Annotated in this window: 10 protein-coding genes, 1 tRNA gene and 2 pseudogenes; 8 read left to right on the plus strand and 5 right to left on the minus strand. The window is 49.1% G+C overall.

The features are described from left to right. Positions 1-79 precede the first annotated feature (79 nt). Positions 80-1,471 (minus strand): phosphoglycerate transporter PgtP, encoded by a 1,392-nt coding sequence (gene pgtP / locus ICA20_RS07470; RefSeq protein WP_038642412.1) that lies wholly within the window; start codon positions 1,469-1,471, stop codon positions 80-82. A 415-nt stretch (positions 1,472-1,886) separates the two neighbouring features. Here pgtP and pgtC point away from each other — a divergent pair, with 415 nt between their 5' ends. From pgtC to pgtA, 3 genes are read left to right on the plus strand one after another with little or no spacing between them, the layout of a single operon-like run. Further along, positions 1,887-3,086, plus strand: coding sequence for a phosphoglycerate transport regulator PgtC (pgtC, locus tag ICA20_RS07475; RefSeq protein ID WP_129695018.1), 1,200 nt, complete (start codon positions 1,887-1,889; stop codon positions 3,084-3,086). Between the two features lie 11 nt (positions 3,087-3,097). Next, positions 3,098-5,089, plus strand: a complete 1,992-nt coding sequence (gene pgtB, locus ICA20_RS07480) for a two-component system sensor histidine kinase PgtB (RefSeq protein WP_165353575.1) — start codon at positions 3,098-3,100, stop codon at positions 5,087-5,089. Next, positions 5,079-6,326, plus strand: coding sequence for a two-component system response regulator PgtA (pgtA, locus tag ICA20_RS07485; RefSeq protein ID WP_038642409.1), 1,248 nt, complete (start codon positions 5,079-5,081; stop codon positions 6,324-6,326). Before pgtB ends, pgtA begins: the two co-directional genes overlap by 11 nt. A gap of 100 nt (positions 6,327-6,426) precedes the next feature. Here pgtA and ICA20_RS07490 read toward each other — a convergent pair whose 3' ends face one another. Continuing rightward, the gene (locus ICA20_RS07490; RefSeq protein WP_038642407.1) at positions 6,427-6,966 is read right to left on the minus strand and encodes a DUF2058 domain-containing protein; all 540 of its coding nucleotides are present in this window, start codon (positions 6,964-6,966) and stop codon (positions 6,427-6,429) included. Between the two features lie 381 nt (positions 6,967-7,347). On the opposite strand from ICA20_RS07490, the gene ICA20_RS07495 reads away from it, so the two are divergent. Then, the gene (locus ICA20_RS07495; RefSeq protein ID WP_038642405.1) at positions 7,348-9,246 is read left to right on the plus strand and encodes a methyl-accepting chemotaxis protein; all 1,899 of its coding nucleotides are present in this window, start codon (positions 7,348-7,350) and stop codon (positions 9,244-9,246) included. 75 nt (positions 9,247-9,321) lie between these two features. Here the strand turns inward: ICA20_RS07495 and ICA20_RS07500 are convergent, their stop codons facing one another. Further along, positions 9,322-9,930, minus strand: coding sequence for a DUF1062 domain-containing protein (locus tag ICA20_RS07500; protein WP_038642403.1), 609 nt, complete (start codon positions 9,928-9,930; stop codon positions 9,322-9,324). Positions 9,931-10,212: 282 nt separating this feature from the next. Here ICA20_RS07500 and ICA20_RS07505 point away from each other — a divergent pair, with 282 nt between their 5' ends. Beyond that, a complete protein-coding gene (locus ICA20_RS07505) occupies positions 10,213-10,845 on the plus strand; it encodes a hypothetical protein (RefSeq protein ID WP_038642401.1) in 633 nt (210 codons plus the stop codon). Between the two features lie 84 nt (positions 10,846-10,929). Here ICA20_RS07505 and ICA20_RS07510 read toward each other — a convergent pair whose 3' ends face one another. Continuing rightward, the gene (locus ICA20_RS07510; RefSeq protein WP_155268632.1) at positions 10,930-11,097 is read right to left on the minus strand and encodes a hypothetical protein; all 168 of its coding nucleotides are present in this window, start codon (positions 11,095-11,097) and stop codon (positions 10,930-10,932) included. Between the two features lie 753 nt (positions 11,098-11,850). Here ICA20_RS07510 and ICA20_RS07515 point away from each other — a divergent pair. The 3 genes and pseudogenes from ICA20_RS07515 to ICA20_RS07525 form a co-directional block, all read left to right on the plus strand. Next, a pseudogene (locus ICA20_RS07515) lies at positions 11,851-12,039 on the plus strand (type VI secretion system contractile sheath small subunit); the annotation flags it as partial. Between the two features lie 2 nt (positions 12,040-12,041). Then, positions 12,042-13,361: pseudogene (vgrG, locus tag ICA20_RS07520) on the plus strand (type VI secretion system tip protein VgrG); the annotation flags it as partial. A gap of 1,691 nt (positions 13,362-15,052) precedes the next feature. Then, the gene (locus ICA20_RS07525; RefSeq protein WP_038642397.1) at positions 15,053-15,580 is read left to right on the plus strand and encodes a hypothetical protein; all 528 of its coding nucleotides are present in this window, start codon (positions 15,053-15,055) and stop codon (positions 15,578-15,580) included. A gap of 431 nt (positions 15,581-16,011) precedes the next feature. Here the strand turns inward: ICA20_RS07525 and ICA20_RS07530 are convergent. Continuing rightward, a tRNA-Arg gene (locus tag ICA20_RS07530) sits at positions 16,012-16,083 on the minus strand. Between the last annotated feature and the right edge of the window lie 17 nt (positions 16,084-16,100).

The following is a 16,100-nucleotide window of genomic DNA, read 5'->3' on the forward strand; positions in this document are numbered from 1 at the left end:
TCACGTTTAGCTGTTTTTTATTTAGCTGAGAGTAGGGAAGTGCCAGCTGCGCTGGCACTTTTTGCGAGACTGAAATCGATTAACGGGCGTCAGCCAACTGGAGTGATGCTTCTTCTTGTTGAGCATTTTTCCGCTGTTGCTCAAGTTCCAGCGCCCCGCGATGAGAGAGGTAGCAGAACAGGATGCAGCAGACAATTCCCCCCATCAGCAGATAGAAACCGCCATGCCATCCCATTTTGTCGACCATTACGCCAAACAGGCTGGTGCCCAATGACGCGCCAAAAATGTAGCTCATAAATCCGCGCAATCCTACTGCGGAACCCACTGCGAAGCTGGGTACGATTTCCATGGTCTGAACGGAGGCCAGGAACTGAGGAACATAAATCAGGCAGCCAACGATGGCGGCAAAAATAGTCACCATCAACAGCGATTCGCTTTTCCAGTAGCCGATCAGACAGACGAAAATGAGTGCCATACAAATCATGGCCAATGGCATGCGACGGCCTTTAAACAGTTTATCGGTAAGCCAACCCGCCAGTAATGTGGAAGGGATTGCCGCCCATTCGAAAAATAAAAAAGCGACGCTCATTTCCTCTTTCGAGAAATGTTTTTCGGTTAACAGATAAATTGGCAACCAGCTAATCATGCCAAAACGTACCATATAGACAAAAACATCTACCAGTGAAACATACCAGGCATTTTTATTACGCAGGACATAAGTGCAGAAGATCTGGAAGGCGCTCATATTTTCTGGCGCCTGGACAGCGTGTCGGGCATTTAATACAACTTTTTCTTCCGGCATCATTTGTTCCAGAGCCGGTAAACCTTCCTGGCGTGGTGAACCTTTCCCCAGCATCAGCACGATAAATGCAAACAGGACGGCAACGCCGGCCGGAACAATATAGCTGGCGCTTTGCCAGTGTTCACTTCCCAAAATGGCAAAGGCGGCACCAACGATCGGGGCAACAATACCACCACCGACATTGTGTGAGATATTCCAGAATGCGCCAACGCGTCCACGTTCTTTACGCGGAAACCAGTTGGCGATAGTAATAAATGAAGGGCCGACGCCCATCCCCTGGAACAAGCCGTTGAAGACAACCAGCGCGGCAAAAATCCAGAATCCGGTACTGAATCCTAAACCTACGTTGACGATGGCGCACAGAATCAAACCGCATGCCATAAAGACTTTGGGGCTGGCTTTGTCTGCCAGGCTGCTCATAATGCCTTTACTGATCCCATAGGCGATAAGCATACAACTGCTGAGTAAACCGATCTGCGTGGCGCTGAGATCCAAATGCTCCTTCAGATAAGGCGTTGAGAGCGTGAAGTTATTACGCACAATATAGTACGCAAGATAGCCCAGGAATACGCTGAGTAATGCCTGAATGCGATAGCGACCATAAGTTTCCTGGACTTTCTCCGCCGGGACTTTATTTGCCGCAGGCCCTGCCTTAAATATTGATAACATATCATCACCTAAATTTATATTGATGTGAATATCAGGAGTTTTCGTGGTGAAGAGTGAAATAGGCAGGAGAGAAACTCAAGTCGATGAAATGTGTCATTATTGACCCATTTTGTGGGTGGCGCGGCGGATTTTGACTCTTTTTAAATAATGATATTTTATTTCTGTTCTTTTACGCGGACTTTTATTGCTGTCATGTGCGGATATTAACAAATTCATACTGTATTTTCGGGTATTCTTTGCTGATGTAGTCACTTTCCGTTTGGTAAACTTGCGAATAACCTTATTCCTCTCAACTGTAGTGATAAACGGGTAAGTTTTGTCTCAATATTATTTTTTGCACATGTTGGTATTTATGAACGGGATCACAAACAGACTTTTCTGTTGGCGGCGTTTTTGGGCAATCTCGCTCTGTTTCATGTCGCTGTTGGCGGGTCGCCAGGCGTTGAGTAAAGAGCTGGTGATGGCCACAACCTTTTCCCCCGGCGCCACGGCCTGGATTATCCAGCGCTGGCAGACGCAGCCGGGATCGGTGATGATTCGCACGTTAAACCGGACCAGCAGCTCGCTGGAACAACTGCTTGATACCGCGAATGCGGAAAACGTTGATCTCATTTTGACCTCATCGCCCATGCTGTTACAGCATCTTCAGGAGCATCAGAAGCTGGCGCCCTTTGATAATGCGTTGCCGGAAAGCCAGAGGTTGGTGCCTGAGTCTATTCGTTCTACCTCTGTGGCGGTGGCGATATCCGGTTTTGGCCTGCTAATTAACCGTTCCGCGCTGGCGGCGCGACACCTTTCTCCTCCTGCTGACTGGACGGATTTAACGCAGCCTAAATATCAGAATGCGTTGTTGATGAGTAGTCCGTCACGTTCCGATACCAATCATCTGATGGTTGAGTCGCTGTTGCAGCAAAAAGGGTGGGAAGAGGGCTGGGCGACGCTGTTAGCGAGCGCGGGTAATCTGGTGACGATTTCATCACGCAGTTTTGGCGTAGCCGACAAAATTAAGAGCGGTCTTGGCGTTGCCGGACCGGTCATTGATAACTATGCCAACCTGTTGCTCAACGATCCGCATCTGGCCTTTACCTATTTTCCTCGCTCCGCAGTGTCGCCAACCTATGTCGCCGTTCTCAAGAACAGCCAGCACGCCAGTGAAGCGCGTCGTTTTATCCGCTACTTATTAAGTCCGGAAGGACAGCGGATCCTTGCGGATGCGAATACGGGAAAATATCCGGTTACCCAGCTCGCGCCAGATAACCCACGGGCCGCTCAACAGGCTATGTTGATGAATCAGCCTGCGCTTAATTATCGGCTGATCCTTAAGCGGCAGCGGCTGGTGCAACGGATGTTTGATACCGCCATCAGTTTTCGTCTCGCACAACTGAAAGATGCCTGGCGAGCGCTATACAGTGCGGAAGCGCGCCTGAAACGCCCGTTACCCGAAATCAGAGCCTTACTGACCAGCGTCCCGATAGATGCCAGGCGTAGTGAAGATGAGGCCTGGCTTGCTCAGTTCGATAACAAAAGCTTTGCCGAACAGCAGATGATGGAATGGCAGCTGTGGTTTCTTAAAAATCAACGTCAGGCGATAGCAAAACTGGAAGAATTAAAATGAAAGGTGGATCGATACTGCAACGCCTGCGGCAGCTCAACATCAGCAGCAGCCTGCGGGGAGCCTTTCTGACGGGCGCACTACTGACGTTGAGCGTAAGCTGCGTCAGTTTGTACTCATGGCATGAGCAGAGCTCGCAGATACGCTATTCGCTTGATGATTACTTCCCGCGCGTGCATTCCGCTTTTTTGATTGAAGGGAATCTTAACCTGGTTGTGGATCAACTTAATGAATTCCTGCTGGCCCCCAACACGACGGTGAGGCTGCAACTGCGCAATCAGATAATCTCACATCTGGATAAAATCGAGACTCTGAGCCGGGGGCTACAACCCGCAGAGCAACAGCAGCTGGTGGTGATTTTGCAGGACAGCCGGGCGCTGATGGCGGAACTGGACCGGGTGCTCTACAACATGTTCCTCGTGCGTGAAAAAGTGAGTGAACTCTCCGCACGTATCGACTGGCTACACGATGATTTTAACACCGAGCTGAATTCACTGGTGCAGGATTTTACCTGGCAACAGGGGACGTTATTGGATCAAATCGAGGCAAAAAGTGGCGATGCGGCACTGTATCTCAAACGTGCCAGAGAGGTGCAAAACGAGCAGCAGCAGGTTTACACCCTGGCAAGAATTGAAAATCAGATCGTCGATGATTTACGCGACAGGCTTAATGAACTGAAATCGGGCAGCGACGACGGGATGCTGGTGGAGAACCATATCCGCTACCTGGAGAATCTGAAGAAAACCGCCGATGAAAACATCCGTACCCTCGATGACTGGCCCAGTACCATCACCCTGCGGCAAACCATTGATGAACTGCTGGAAATCGGGATGATGAAAAATAAAATGCCCGATACGATGCGCGATTATGTCGCTGCGCAAAAAGCGCTCATTGATGCCAACCACGCCAGAGAGGCAACACTCGGGCGCTTTCGAACACTGCTTGAAGCGCAATTGGGAAATAGCCATCAGCAAATGCAGATGTTTAACCAGCGGCTGGAACAAATTGTTCGCGTCAGCGGCGGACTTATTCTGTTGGCGACGCTGCTGGCGCTCCTTCTCGCCTGGGGACTTAACCACTACTTCATTCGTTCCCGGCTGGTGAAGCGTTTTACCGCGCTCAACCAGGCTGTGGTGCAAATCGGTCTGGGGCGAACGGACGCCACTATCCCGGTTTACGGGCGCGATGAATTGGGGCGTATCGCGGGCCTGCTGCGCCATACTCTGGGCCAGTTGAATGCGCAAAAAAATCAGCTTGAGCAGGAAGTGGCGGAGCGTAAGGAGATTGAGTCCGATCTCCGGGCAACGCAGGATGAGCTGATCCAGACGGCTAAACTGGCGGTGGTCGGCCAGACCATGACCACTCTGGCGCACGAAATTAATCAACCGCTGAATGCGCTGTCGATGTACCTGTTTACGGCGGGAAGGGCAATTGAGCAGGGGCAATCCGCTCAGGCCAGAAGCACGTTAACCAAAGCGGAGGGGCTGATTACCCGCATCGATGCCATTATCCGTTCGCTGCGTCAGTTTGCGCGTCGGGCTGAGCCGGGCGCGCCTTTACATCCGGTCGATCTACGACAAACGTTTACTGCTGCCTGGGAACTGCTGGCTATGCGCCATAAGCAGCAGGGTACGCTGACGCTTCCTGCTCACAGTGTGTGGGTGGCAGGTGATGAAGTGCGTATTCAGCAGGTACTGGTAAACATACTGGCAAATGCGCTGGATGCCTGTCCGGCTGCCGCGGAAATAGAGGTTCACTGGCAGGCTGAAGGCCACCGATTGTGTGTCTTAGTCTGTGATAACGGCCCCGGCTGGCCAGGCGCGTTGTTGCCATCACTATTAAAGCCGTTTACCACCAGTAAGGATGTGGGTCTCGGTATTGGTTTATCAATTTGTGTATCGTTAATGACGCAAATGAACGGCGAGCTGCGCCTGGCCTCGACGCCGGGGCGCAATGCCTGCGTCGTGCTGCAATTTAATCTGACGGATGTAAACGATGTTGTGTGATGAATATGCTGTTTTGCTGATTGATGACGATGCCGATGTTCTCGACGCTTACACGCTGTTGCTTGAACAGGAGGGTTATCGTGTATACGCATGCAGTAACCCTTTTGACGCCAGAAATTGGCTACAGGCCGACTGGCCGGGGATTGTCCTGAGCGACGTGTGTATGCCTGGCTGCAATGGAATCGATCTCATGACGTTGTTTCATCAGGATGATAATCAGCTGCCGATCCTGTTGATCACCGGCCATGGCGACGTCCCGATGGCCGTGGAAGCGGTGAAAAAAGGGGCCTGGGATTTTCTGCAAAAACCGGTCGACCCCGGCAAACTGCTGTTGTTGGTAGAAGATGCGCTGCGTCAGCGAAAATCGGTGATTGCGCGTCGCCACTATTGTCAGCAAAAGCTGCAGGTTGAGCTGATCGGTTACAGCGAATGGGTCAATCAGTACCGCCAGCGTCTGCAGCAGCTGGCGGAAACGGATATTGCCGTCTGGTTTTATGGCGAGGCGGGAACGGGGCGTATGACGGGAGCCCGTTATTTGCATCAGCTTGGGCGCAGCACCGAGGAACCGTTTATCCGCGGTGAATTGACGCCAGGCAATGCGGGACAACTCAATGACCTTATTGCCCAGGCGCAAGGCGGTACGCTGGTCCTGAGCCATATTGAATGCCTGACGCGCGAACAGCAGCACCAACTGGTGCACCTGCAAAGCCAGGAGCGGCGTCCTTTTCGCTTAATCGGCATTGGCGCCACATCGCTGGTGGAACTGGCGGCAACTAACCAGATTGTGGCAGAACTCTATTACTGTTTCGCGATGACGCAAATCGCTTGTCAGCCGTTATCACAGCGTCCCGATGATATTGAGCCCCTGTTTCGTCATTATCTGCAGAAAGCCTGTCTGCGCCTGAATCATCCGGTACCTGACGTTGACGGGGAACTCCTGAAAGGCATGCGGCGCCGCGTGTGGTTAAGTAATGTTCGGGAGCTGGCGAACGCCGCTGAGCTTTTTGCCGTTGGGCTACTTCCGCTGGCTGAAACCGCAAATCCGCAGCTGCATATGCCTGAACCGACGCCGCTCGATCGCCGGGTGGAGGAGTACGAGCGGCAGATTATTACCGAGGCGTTAAATATTCATCAGGGACGCATTAATGAAGTGGCGGAGTATTTACAAATTCCGCGTAAAAAACTGTATTTACGCATGAGAAAATACGGGCTGAGCAAAGAACACTATAAGTTTTAGTGGCGAGGTTCCAGAAGAAGAGACGTTGACAGTATTTCGGTGGCGGCGCGAGCGCTCACCGAAATACGCGACGGAAGTCTGAATTATCTGTTTGTTTTTCTTACCACATCAAATCATCAGGGACGACAAAATCAGCATACGGATCGTCTTCGTCCTTCGCTTCCTGGCTAAGCTCGCAATTTAATACAATATAGCTTGCATCGCGCTGGGCAATTTTATCTGCGACGACAGCCGGAATGATGGCATATTCGCTATCGCTGCTGCTTTCAGCCGTCAGACGCGCAATGGCCAGACGGCCCTTGATTAACTGCGACTGGGTCACTTTATCAACATAGACTTTTTTGATTAGGTTATTATCAGTGAAGTTGTAACCAATATCGCCACGAGAAATGGTGATTTTATTCATTTCAATAAGTTGTTTGATCTGCGCTTTATACTCTTTAGACAGCGCAGCCTGCTTTTGCTGCTCGCTGAGCTGTTTATCACGCTCGGCCTGTGCTTTTTTATTCTCTTCCACCGCCTCTCTGGCTTCACGAGCCTGAACGCGCGATTTTTTCGCCGTTCTCTGCACTTTTGCCATTTTTTTGCTGCTGACCAGACCGGCCTTAAGCATCTGTTCCTGTAGGGTAAGTTTTGTCATCGTCGCTTCTAAACCAATAAAATCGTTGTAAGGATTATAACCTTAACGTTCGGTGGGAAGCCAGATGAGGCGCGCTCTGCAGGTAGCTCTTTGGGCGCCACTCGCGGTGGGAGCGATCTTGTGTCTTTCTGCCGTTGAGCATCAAGTTAATCATTAACCTCCTTAGAATAAGATATAACATGCTATATATTCTCAAATAATAAAATATAGATTTGGGAATATAATATAAATGGATGTTTATCCTGTTTGTTCTAATTATATAGAGGTATATTGAACAATATTAAACCAAATAAATAGCCATGTATCTCTTGAAAAGATGTAAAGTGCAGCGACACCACGCCGATAACCATGACGAAAATATGGATAAGGGAGGTAAGTGGCATGTGGTGGGTTTATCGAATGCCGATGAAAATGAAGTTAATAATCGCGCTGCAACCACTATTATTGGCGTTATGTTGGTTTGCTGGTTCAGGAATATGGACGCGCATCGAAACAGAACGACAGATGGAGAATATTGCCCAACTGACAGCCCTCGCGCGCAGTGCCGGAAATGTGGTGCATGAACTGCAAAAAGAGCGTGGAATGAGTGTCGGGTTTCTTGGGGCCGAAGGGAAGACGTTCAAAGATGAACTAAACGCACAACGGGCCTTAACCGATCGCGAGATCGAGGTATTTGTGGATTCGCTGTCCGATACCGCCTTACAGGCAGGGGATGTCACCACCTCTGTCGCCGCGTTTAAGAAAAATATTCTGTCACTGGCGACACTCCGGGATAAGGTGACGCAATTGGGTCTGCCAGCCTCTGAGGTGGTTAAGTTTTATACCAACGTTATTGCTGATGTACTGAATTTTGTGGGCCGGTTAGGGACGTTGACGGATTCCGGCGAGATGGCGAATTCATTCGCAGCCTACTACAACCTGCTGAATTTGAAGGAGCAAGCGGGTATTGAGCGGGCGCTGCTGGCAAATATCTTTTCCTCTGGTCATTTCGCCGACGGACAATTACATCAGCTTAGCGATGTGGTCAGTAAACAGAATGTCTGGCTGGCGCAATCTTTGCGCCTGAGTCCACCTGAACAGGCCGCCATGCTCAAAAGTCGCTTACAATCCACCGACGCTACCCAAGCGCTTTCATTACGCGAAGCTGCGTTTAGTCATGCGGCGAATGGTGGATTTGACGTCGATCCTACCGTCTGGTTTAAAGTACAAACCCAGCGTATTGAAGTGATGCGACAGATTGAAAATGTGGCAGCGAATCTTCTGTGGGAAAGTGCGATAAAACTCGCGCAGGATGCGCGTAAGAACTGGCAGATATATATGGCCGTGAGCCTGCTGGCGCTACTGGCATCATTGGCGTTCGCCGGGGCCATCGCACTCAATATGCACCGTCAGTTCAGCGACACGCTAAACAAGATTGCGGGTATGAACGGCGATCTGACTCAACGTCTGGCGACACCAGGGAAAGACGAGCTTTCTTCGCTCAATCGCGCCTATAACACGATGCTGGAAAATATTCAGCACATCGTACAGGAGATTAAACAAGGCTCTCTGGTGCTGTACGATGCCAGCAGTAGTATTACGGCGGGAAATCAGGATCTGGCCCAGCGCACCGATGAACAGGCCGCATCGATTGTAGAAGCCGTGGCCAGTATGGAACAGCTCTCAACGACGATTACGCAAACGGCGGACAATGCCCGCGAAGCGGAGCTCCTGACAATAAGATTGGAAAAAGAGGTTCGCCAGGCCAGTAACGTCGCCAGCGCGGCAAATCAGAGCATGGGGGATATTCGCTCCTCCAGTGAGAAAATCTCAAATATCGTTACCTCAATTGATGATATTTCCTTTCAGACGAATTTGCTGGCGCTGAATGCGGCTGTTGAAGCGGCTCGCGCCGGAGAGATGGGAAGGGGGTTTGCGGTAGTAGCCAGTGAAGTGCGTAACCTTTCACAGCGCTGTGCTAAAGAAGCGAATCAGATCCGGGAGCTGGTGGCGCAGAATATGGTAAAAATCAGCGAGGGCGTTGAGCGGGTTACCGCATCAGCTACCGCGCTAAAAGCGGCGGCGGATAATACCACCAGTATGAAGCAATATATCGGCGATATCGCCCGGGTAGCGACGGAACAATCGCAGGGTGTTTCCCAGATAAACCTGGCGCTGAGACCCATGGAGCAGGTTACACAGCAAAACGCGGCATTGGTTTCTCAGGCCGCGAATGACAGCCAGCGGCTGGATAATCTCTCAGTAACCATGAGGGATCTGGTTAATCGTTTTGTTGTCTGACATGACACCGCTATCCCGATCCGGCAAAGGTGTCGGATCGGGAGGGCTCATTACCTCAGGATGAGCCTTATTCTATTAACGTGGCGCCAGAACCACCCTTCGCCGGGCATACAACGTTACCGCAGACAAGTGAAAATCGACATTTGCTGTCCGTAACTTTCGGGATTTGAGTTCTTTCATGGTGATACCGCGAATATGACCTTCATCTATCAGGCTCTTAATCTCCGCCGTGCTGAGTAAAAGCTGGCGCTTCAATATCGATAGCACACTGATCTGAAAAGCACAGGTAAGCCTGATGCTGACGGCGAAGTGCTGGTCAATGTTGATGCTGGCCTGCCATTGTTCATGAACACGAAAATCAGGCTTACCCGCAAGCTCAGCGTTGTTTCGGCTCAGAGTGGCTTTATCATGAGAATAATAGTGAACCGTACTGGCATCATTAGTGATAAACCGCTGGTACAGCTCTCGGTTAATTTTGCTGATGTGAAGCCGTGAGAACAGCGAGATATTCCACGTATATTCACAATGCGTACATTTATAAATGCTCCAGATATCGAGCACTTTTTTTTGTGAATTGACCCTGAAGGACCCGGAAGGTGCAAACTCGCGTTTTACATTACATGCGGGACAGCGTTTGGTAATACGCTGGTACCCGGCAGGAGTGACAGTCCATGTGACTTTCATACCGTACCTTTTTTAACCCAAATAAATTCGGATCCGTATTGAACGAACCATCGTTTTTATATGAGAAAAATATTTGTTAGATATTTTTCAGTGGGTTAAGAAAAGATTTCTAACACGGTGACCCTGTCCGCCAGCCAATGAATTCCATGAGATTATCAGTGTGATAACAATTAAGTATATGAGTTGAATCAATATTTGTTAGGTTGCCGGGCTTTCGGTAGTCGTCTGTCGCTGGTAAAGTGAGCAGCAAATACACGAAATGTGGCCAGAAGGGAATGCCGTGTGAGCGGACGTATTGATTATCAGACTGAAAAGTACAGCTTTACAGAGGCTGCTGAAAGTTCTCGTCTTACCGGCCAATGGGCTGACGTCATTGCTGAATGTCGGGAAATGAAGGCCGGCCCGGAAGAGCGTCTGCGTATTGCCTTACTGAACGTGGACTATGTGACCAGCTTTGAACTGCCTTTTCGGTTGTTATTACTTCGCACCCCGCAATTGATTGCCAGCGTGCGTGACGTGCTACAGCTTAGCCAGAAAAACGTCATCTTTAATGGTAAACGCTTTGGGTGTGTGTATACCCTGAAAGCGAGCCTTGACGGTATACCGGATGAATTTCAGTATCGCCTGTCGCATCGTATCCGGCGCATAGATCCAGAAGGGTTGACCGAAGCCCCTTACCAGCAGATCGCAAAAGCGGTGAAATCTCCACGGGAACGCCTGAAGATAGCGCTCGAATCAGGACTTGATGTCACGGCGTTGGACGGGCTTTTCTGGTTTGGTAGCCAGCGTATAGCAGCTGACGTACTGAGGTTGAGAAAATCAGGGATGCGGGTAGCGACGGGCCAGATATTGGTGTCTGATAATCTCACTGCAACAATGAGGCCTGTACCGTTTTATCGCCTGGCTCAGGGCTGAGCTAAAAAGATATTTTCCTGCAACGTTCAATGAGATAGTTAATCGCATCCTGGGGAGACAGCGCCCGGACGATGTGGGACTGAATCATGGCATCGTTGCAGCAGATATGACAGCATTCAGCCAGCTTTCGGCAATATCACGGGCAGAATTCAGCAATGGCTCGCCGGTTGTGGCAGGGCACCAGGCCTGATTGGCAACCTGACGATAGGCCAGGGGCGACAGTTTGGCCGGCAGCGTACAAGTGGGATTCATTAATAACCGTTCTCGGCTTAATGGGAATTTATGGCATATGCTGGCAGAGGTATTTTGAAAAGCCAGACCATTTTCACACTTCAATTTTTAAAATTCGATCTTTTTCGGCGATTAATCAATGATTGCTGGAATATATATCTATTTTATAAATACTTTGACGCATTCATGATTATTGTTGTGAAGAATTATTTTTCAATGGAGAATAAGTTCCTGGAATAAATAATTTTATTTTCTGGAAAATGGTTTAACATTTAAAATAAACATAAAACCCACTCTGAATTCTCTGCTTGATGTACATGATGGTAATTAATAATTGTCAAAAGATATTGTTTATGTTGTTTGTATTTATGGGGTGAAGTTTGCGGATTGAATAATCATCAGATTGGCAAAGCTTAATCGGAGTTGGGCGCTAAATTGTTACTTTACCGAAATAATTAATAACGGGAATTAAGTGGCGCGATGGCGGGTTGTATACGCTTAAATCCTTTATGGGCAATGGATTCGGAAAGAAATATTTTTTCATTTTCTGAAATGGAAAATAGCAGTGACGGGCTTTAAGTGAAATTATTATTTACATTTGCATCGGGCGTGCAGACTTGTTAACGCCATCAACCGGCGTACGATTTTCATCGTAACCCTCTGTTTTATTCATCATTATTTATCGCTGTCAGGGCGGTGGAGTCGTTCTGTGGAAAGCCCCTGTGGCTTTCACTTCTTCTGCTGTCGTAGACACGTCAAATGAAGGAACATTGCATGTCCGGTTCGTACCAGGAAGAAATACCCAAAGCTCGTATTAACTTATATTTAGCCCTGCACACCGGTGAGGCCGAGAAAAAAACCGGGCTGCCGCTGAAACTGCTGACAGTTAGGGACTTCTGTCATGGCCGGGAAAATCGTCCGTTGTCTGAACGCGAAAAGGTAAACATTTCGAAGAGCAATTTCGACACCTGTACAGCAACGCTGCCCAACTCACCCCCGGGCAGGTACTCGAGCCGCAGGGGAATGTGATAGCCGACCTGAAAGAAGGCATGATCCTCACCCTGGTGACCTTCGAGGGGGCTCGTGATTCCCGTCTGCACGTGTCTGTCTGGGGAATGCCTTACACTGAGCGTTACTGTTTCCGCCCGGCGGAAATCCCGCGTCCGGAAATTCACGGCACGCTTCCGGCCCGGATTGAAAGCCGGGAAAAAAATGACATTTACGCCCATATGGATGATCAGGGGCGCTATCGGGTGAAGCTGGACTTCGACCGTGAAAATACGGAGCCAGGTTACGGCTATTTGTGGCTGCGAATGGCGAAGCCGACTGCCGGTAAAATGCTGGGCTGGCATACGCCGCTCACTGACGGGACAGAAGTGGCGATAGCGTACAGCAACGGTGATATTGACCTGCCGTACATAGCATATGCGCTGCACGACTCCGAACATCCCGACCTCGTGAACCGGGACAATCACACCCGGAACATCCTCCGGACACCGGCCAACTCAAAATTACGCATGGAAGACAAGCGCGGTGAGGAGCACATCAAGCTCGCCACGGAGTATGGCAGGACGCAGCTCAACAGCGGGCACCTGGTGGACAGCCAGCGACAACTTCGCGGCAAAGGAGCTGAGCTGCGTACCGATGAGTGGGGAACCATACGCGCCGGGAAGGGGCTGTTTGTCAGTGCGGATGCACAGGCAAAGGCGCAGGGTGACGCGCTGGACAGGGACGCCGCGCTGAAGGAAATCGGTCTGCTTAATCAGCATCTGCAACAGCTGGGAATGGCGGCAGAGCAGGCACAGTCCCTGAAGGCGGATATCGACAACCAGATACAGATGTTTGAACAACGACTGAAACCGCTCAATGAAGCCGTGCTTTTCTCGGCGCCTGAAGGAGTGGCTCTGACCAGCGGGGAGCATCTGCAAATGACAGCCGCGAAGAATGCTGCTGTCAACGCAGGAGGTGATATCAGTGTCGGAGCGATGGGCAATATGACAGCGCTTGCCGGGGATAAGCTGGGGGTGTTTACCCGGAGCGGACAACTGAGCCTGAAAACCGGCGAGGGGCCAGTAGAAGTACAGGCGCAAAACGCCAGCATGAGCTTGTTTGCAGAGAAGAAGCTGACTCTGGGTTCGGCAAGTTATATTTCCATTACCGGGAAGAAGCGAATTACATTAATTGGCGGCGGCAGCTACCTGCGGCTTGATGCTGGAAAGGTTGAATACGGTACGACTGCAACCTATCAGCGTAAGGTAAAAAAAACGATGGCGGCTGGCAGCGCGACTCTGGAGCAACATCCAATAGCGTTGCCAGCAGTAGTATCGGACGAAAAAATCAGCAGCGACATGTTATTACGCAAACCAGGAGAAACCGATACTCAGTGGGCTGAACGTCTGGTGAAACTAAACGTAGCTGCCCGACTTATTGAGCAGAAAACCGGGATTCCTCGCTCCCGTATCGCTAAATGGCCCATCTACCGAAAAATTATAGAAGAACAAAATCAGGCCAAAGCAGAGAAAACCCAGGGGAGACAACAAGCCGCTCAACTTATGTGTAATAAAGATATCGTTACCCATAAAGATCTTGTCGTGATATCAAGGAAAACCGGTATTCCAACGGGCACTTTGCGGCGTATGGACGAATATCGCGCCCGGAGGCCTGAGAAACAAAAAGAAACCAGGATACAGGATAAAGAAAAAGCGAAGAAACTCTTGCTTGAAAAGCGGTCAGTGAGAGCCATTGCAAAAGAGACTCAGGTTGCCGAAAGAACATTGCATAACTGGAAGCATGATCTTAAGAATTTAAAAACAAATGATGTTGCTGCCTCAGTCTCTGAAAGAGAAAATGTACTGATGAAGCAAATTGCGACAATAAAACAGGTGGTCGGCAAGGAGTGTAATGCTGTTCAATCTGTTCAGATAAAAATGAAAGCCTTATTGAGTTCAGCTATTGACGAATTGGATCCCTTTGTTCGGGACTGCACAACAACAGCAATTGGGGTGGATAACAACAATCAATATTACCTTTCATCAAGTAGCTATCCTGTTTGTCAGAAATTAAAAATCTGGGCACGTAGTCATCGTATCACTGTTGTGGAAGATGCCGGGCATGCCGAGGCCGTTTTGGTTAATAAGGTCAGCAGAATAAAACACATTGAACCCTCCCGGGATGTTTGTCTTGAATGCGAGCATAAGATGCTGAAGCATCATGTCACCACCAGTCGACCTTTTTCACATAAACTCAGCAAAGGCCAACGCACCGGAAAGTCTTATACCGAGGAAGAATGCCAGTTCGCTAAAACCATGAAGGCAGAATCTTCGATAAAAGCAAATAATGTAGCCAAAGCAAGACGCCTTTTAGTCGAAGGTGATTTATCTCTCACCGATATTGGGAGGCAGACCGGAGTTAATAAAAGTACTATGGTTTCATGGCCAGAACATAAAATCTGGGTGGAGAAACAGAAAAAACGTAAAGCAGGTGATCCAAGGAAAGCTAAGGCATTAGCAATGTCCCTGGAGGGGATTAGCCAGAATGAAATTGCAAAAAAACTCAAAACTTCAAAAACCAAGATAAGTCAGTGGATAAAAGAGTCTAAACAAAAGAATACTGACTACGCCATGCCTACGACCTCAGGTAAACGAGCAGCTTTGCGGCAGGGGCTCAGTCACACCACGCGTGCGCACATGCAGTCTTCATTGCGAAGTGAAATTCGCGTAGCATCGGAGGGCCTTAATCAGCAAGGATTACTTCGCTGGCTTCAGGAACCCGGTATGAGTCAACATTCTTACCATGACATACTGGATGTGCTGGAAGAGGAAGAAATCGATTTTAATATTAACGATTTTATCAGTGCATGGAACGCGACAGGGCGCCCGTTACCAGAATAGAAAGAGGCAATGTCTCTCAGTGCTATTATTGTAAGCCGACACGATAACTTACTCTTAACGAATCATCACATAGTCAGGAAGTTGAAATGTATAGCAATCACTATTTTGGTAAGTATGCTGAAGATATCGAGAAACTCGATTTTCACCGAAAGTTAATGCTGGGTGTTTTAGTTTTGCGTGATCTAAGTAATTGTGTCGCGCACTTTGATGGTATTTATGATGAGAAGCTTCTCCCGTTTTATGAAAATATGATTAATGCGTTGAAATTAGCTTCGGCTTCTGGATTGCCTGCTTCATCCTTATGCCATTTACGGGATGCCTGTATAAGGAGAGTTCCTGATACGGACACTTTCCCTGCTAAAGAAGGAACATTTGCTCAATATGCAATGATTAGCGCCTGTTACCTGCTGGCATTTGCGTTGGAATATAATGTCGGAGATTTTTATCGTTCACTGGACTTTTATATTGAAAATCTCTGTGCTCAGAACCAGTGTGCGGAAGAGCCATTAAGTGATGCGATGCTAAATGAATATATTACAGCAATATGGGCCTCTTTAATCGCAAGTCTTGAACAGGAGGCGCACATTACTTCTGCGGCTGATGGGATGAAATGAATTTATAATATCCATAACAGAAAGACGAAGTCTGCACGCGCAGAAATTCACCTTCTCTTTATGAACGGCTTACCAGCAGTTTTCGTGGGGAGTTACCGAGCTATATCGTCAGCAAAAAAGAACAGTTGATCGTGTCGGTAACGGAAGCGTCAGAGCCTGGAACCTTGAGGTTTTATGATAATGAATAATCCTGACCCATCTGAAAGGGGGTAGTCGGTCTCGTCGGGATCTGCATTTTTAATCTGAATATTAGTTAAGGCCATAGATATCTCTCCCGACGTTCTGACCGTGTGAGAGTAACGAAAAGAGATGCTTTTGTTCGTGGCTGCGAAAGCTATTGGCTGGAAATGGTGGGATACTGATTTCGGCTCTAAGCCTTGCGTGGTACGGGTTTCGTAGGATTATTTAGCAGGGGATGTAAGCGTTCGGAATGTCCCCTGCAGGAATCGAACCTGCAACTAGCCCTTAGGAGGGGCTCGTTATATCCATTTAACTAAGGGGACGAAGCGGCACGAGTATA

The sequence above is a fragment of the Citrobacter sp. C5_2 genome (assembly GCF_014596845.2).
GTDB lineage: Bacteria > Pseudomonadota > Gammaproteobacteria > Enterobacterales > Enterobacteriaceae > Citrobacter > Citrobacter werkmanii.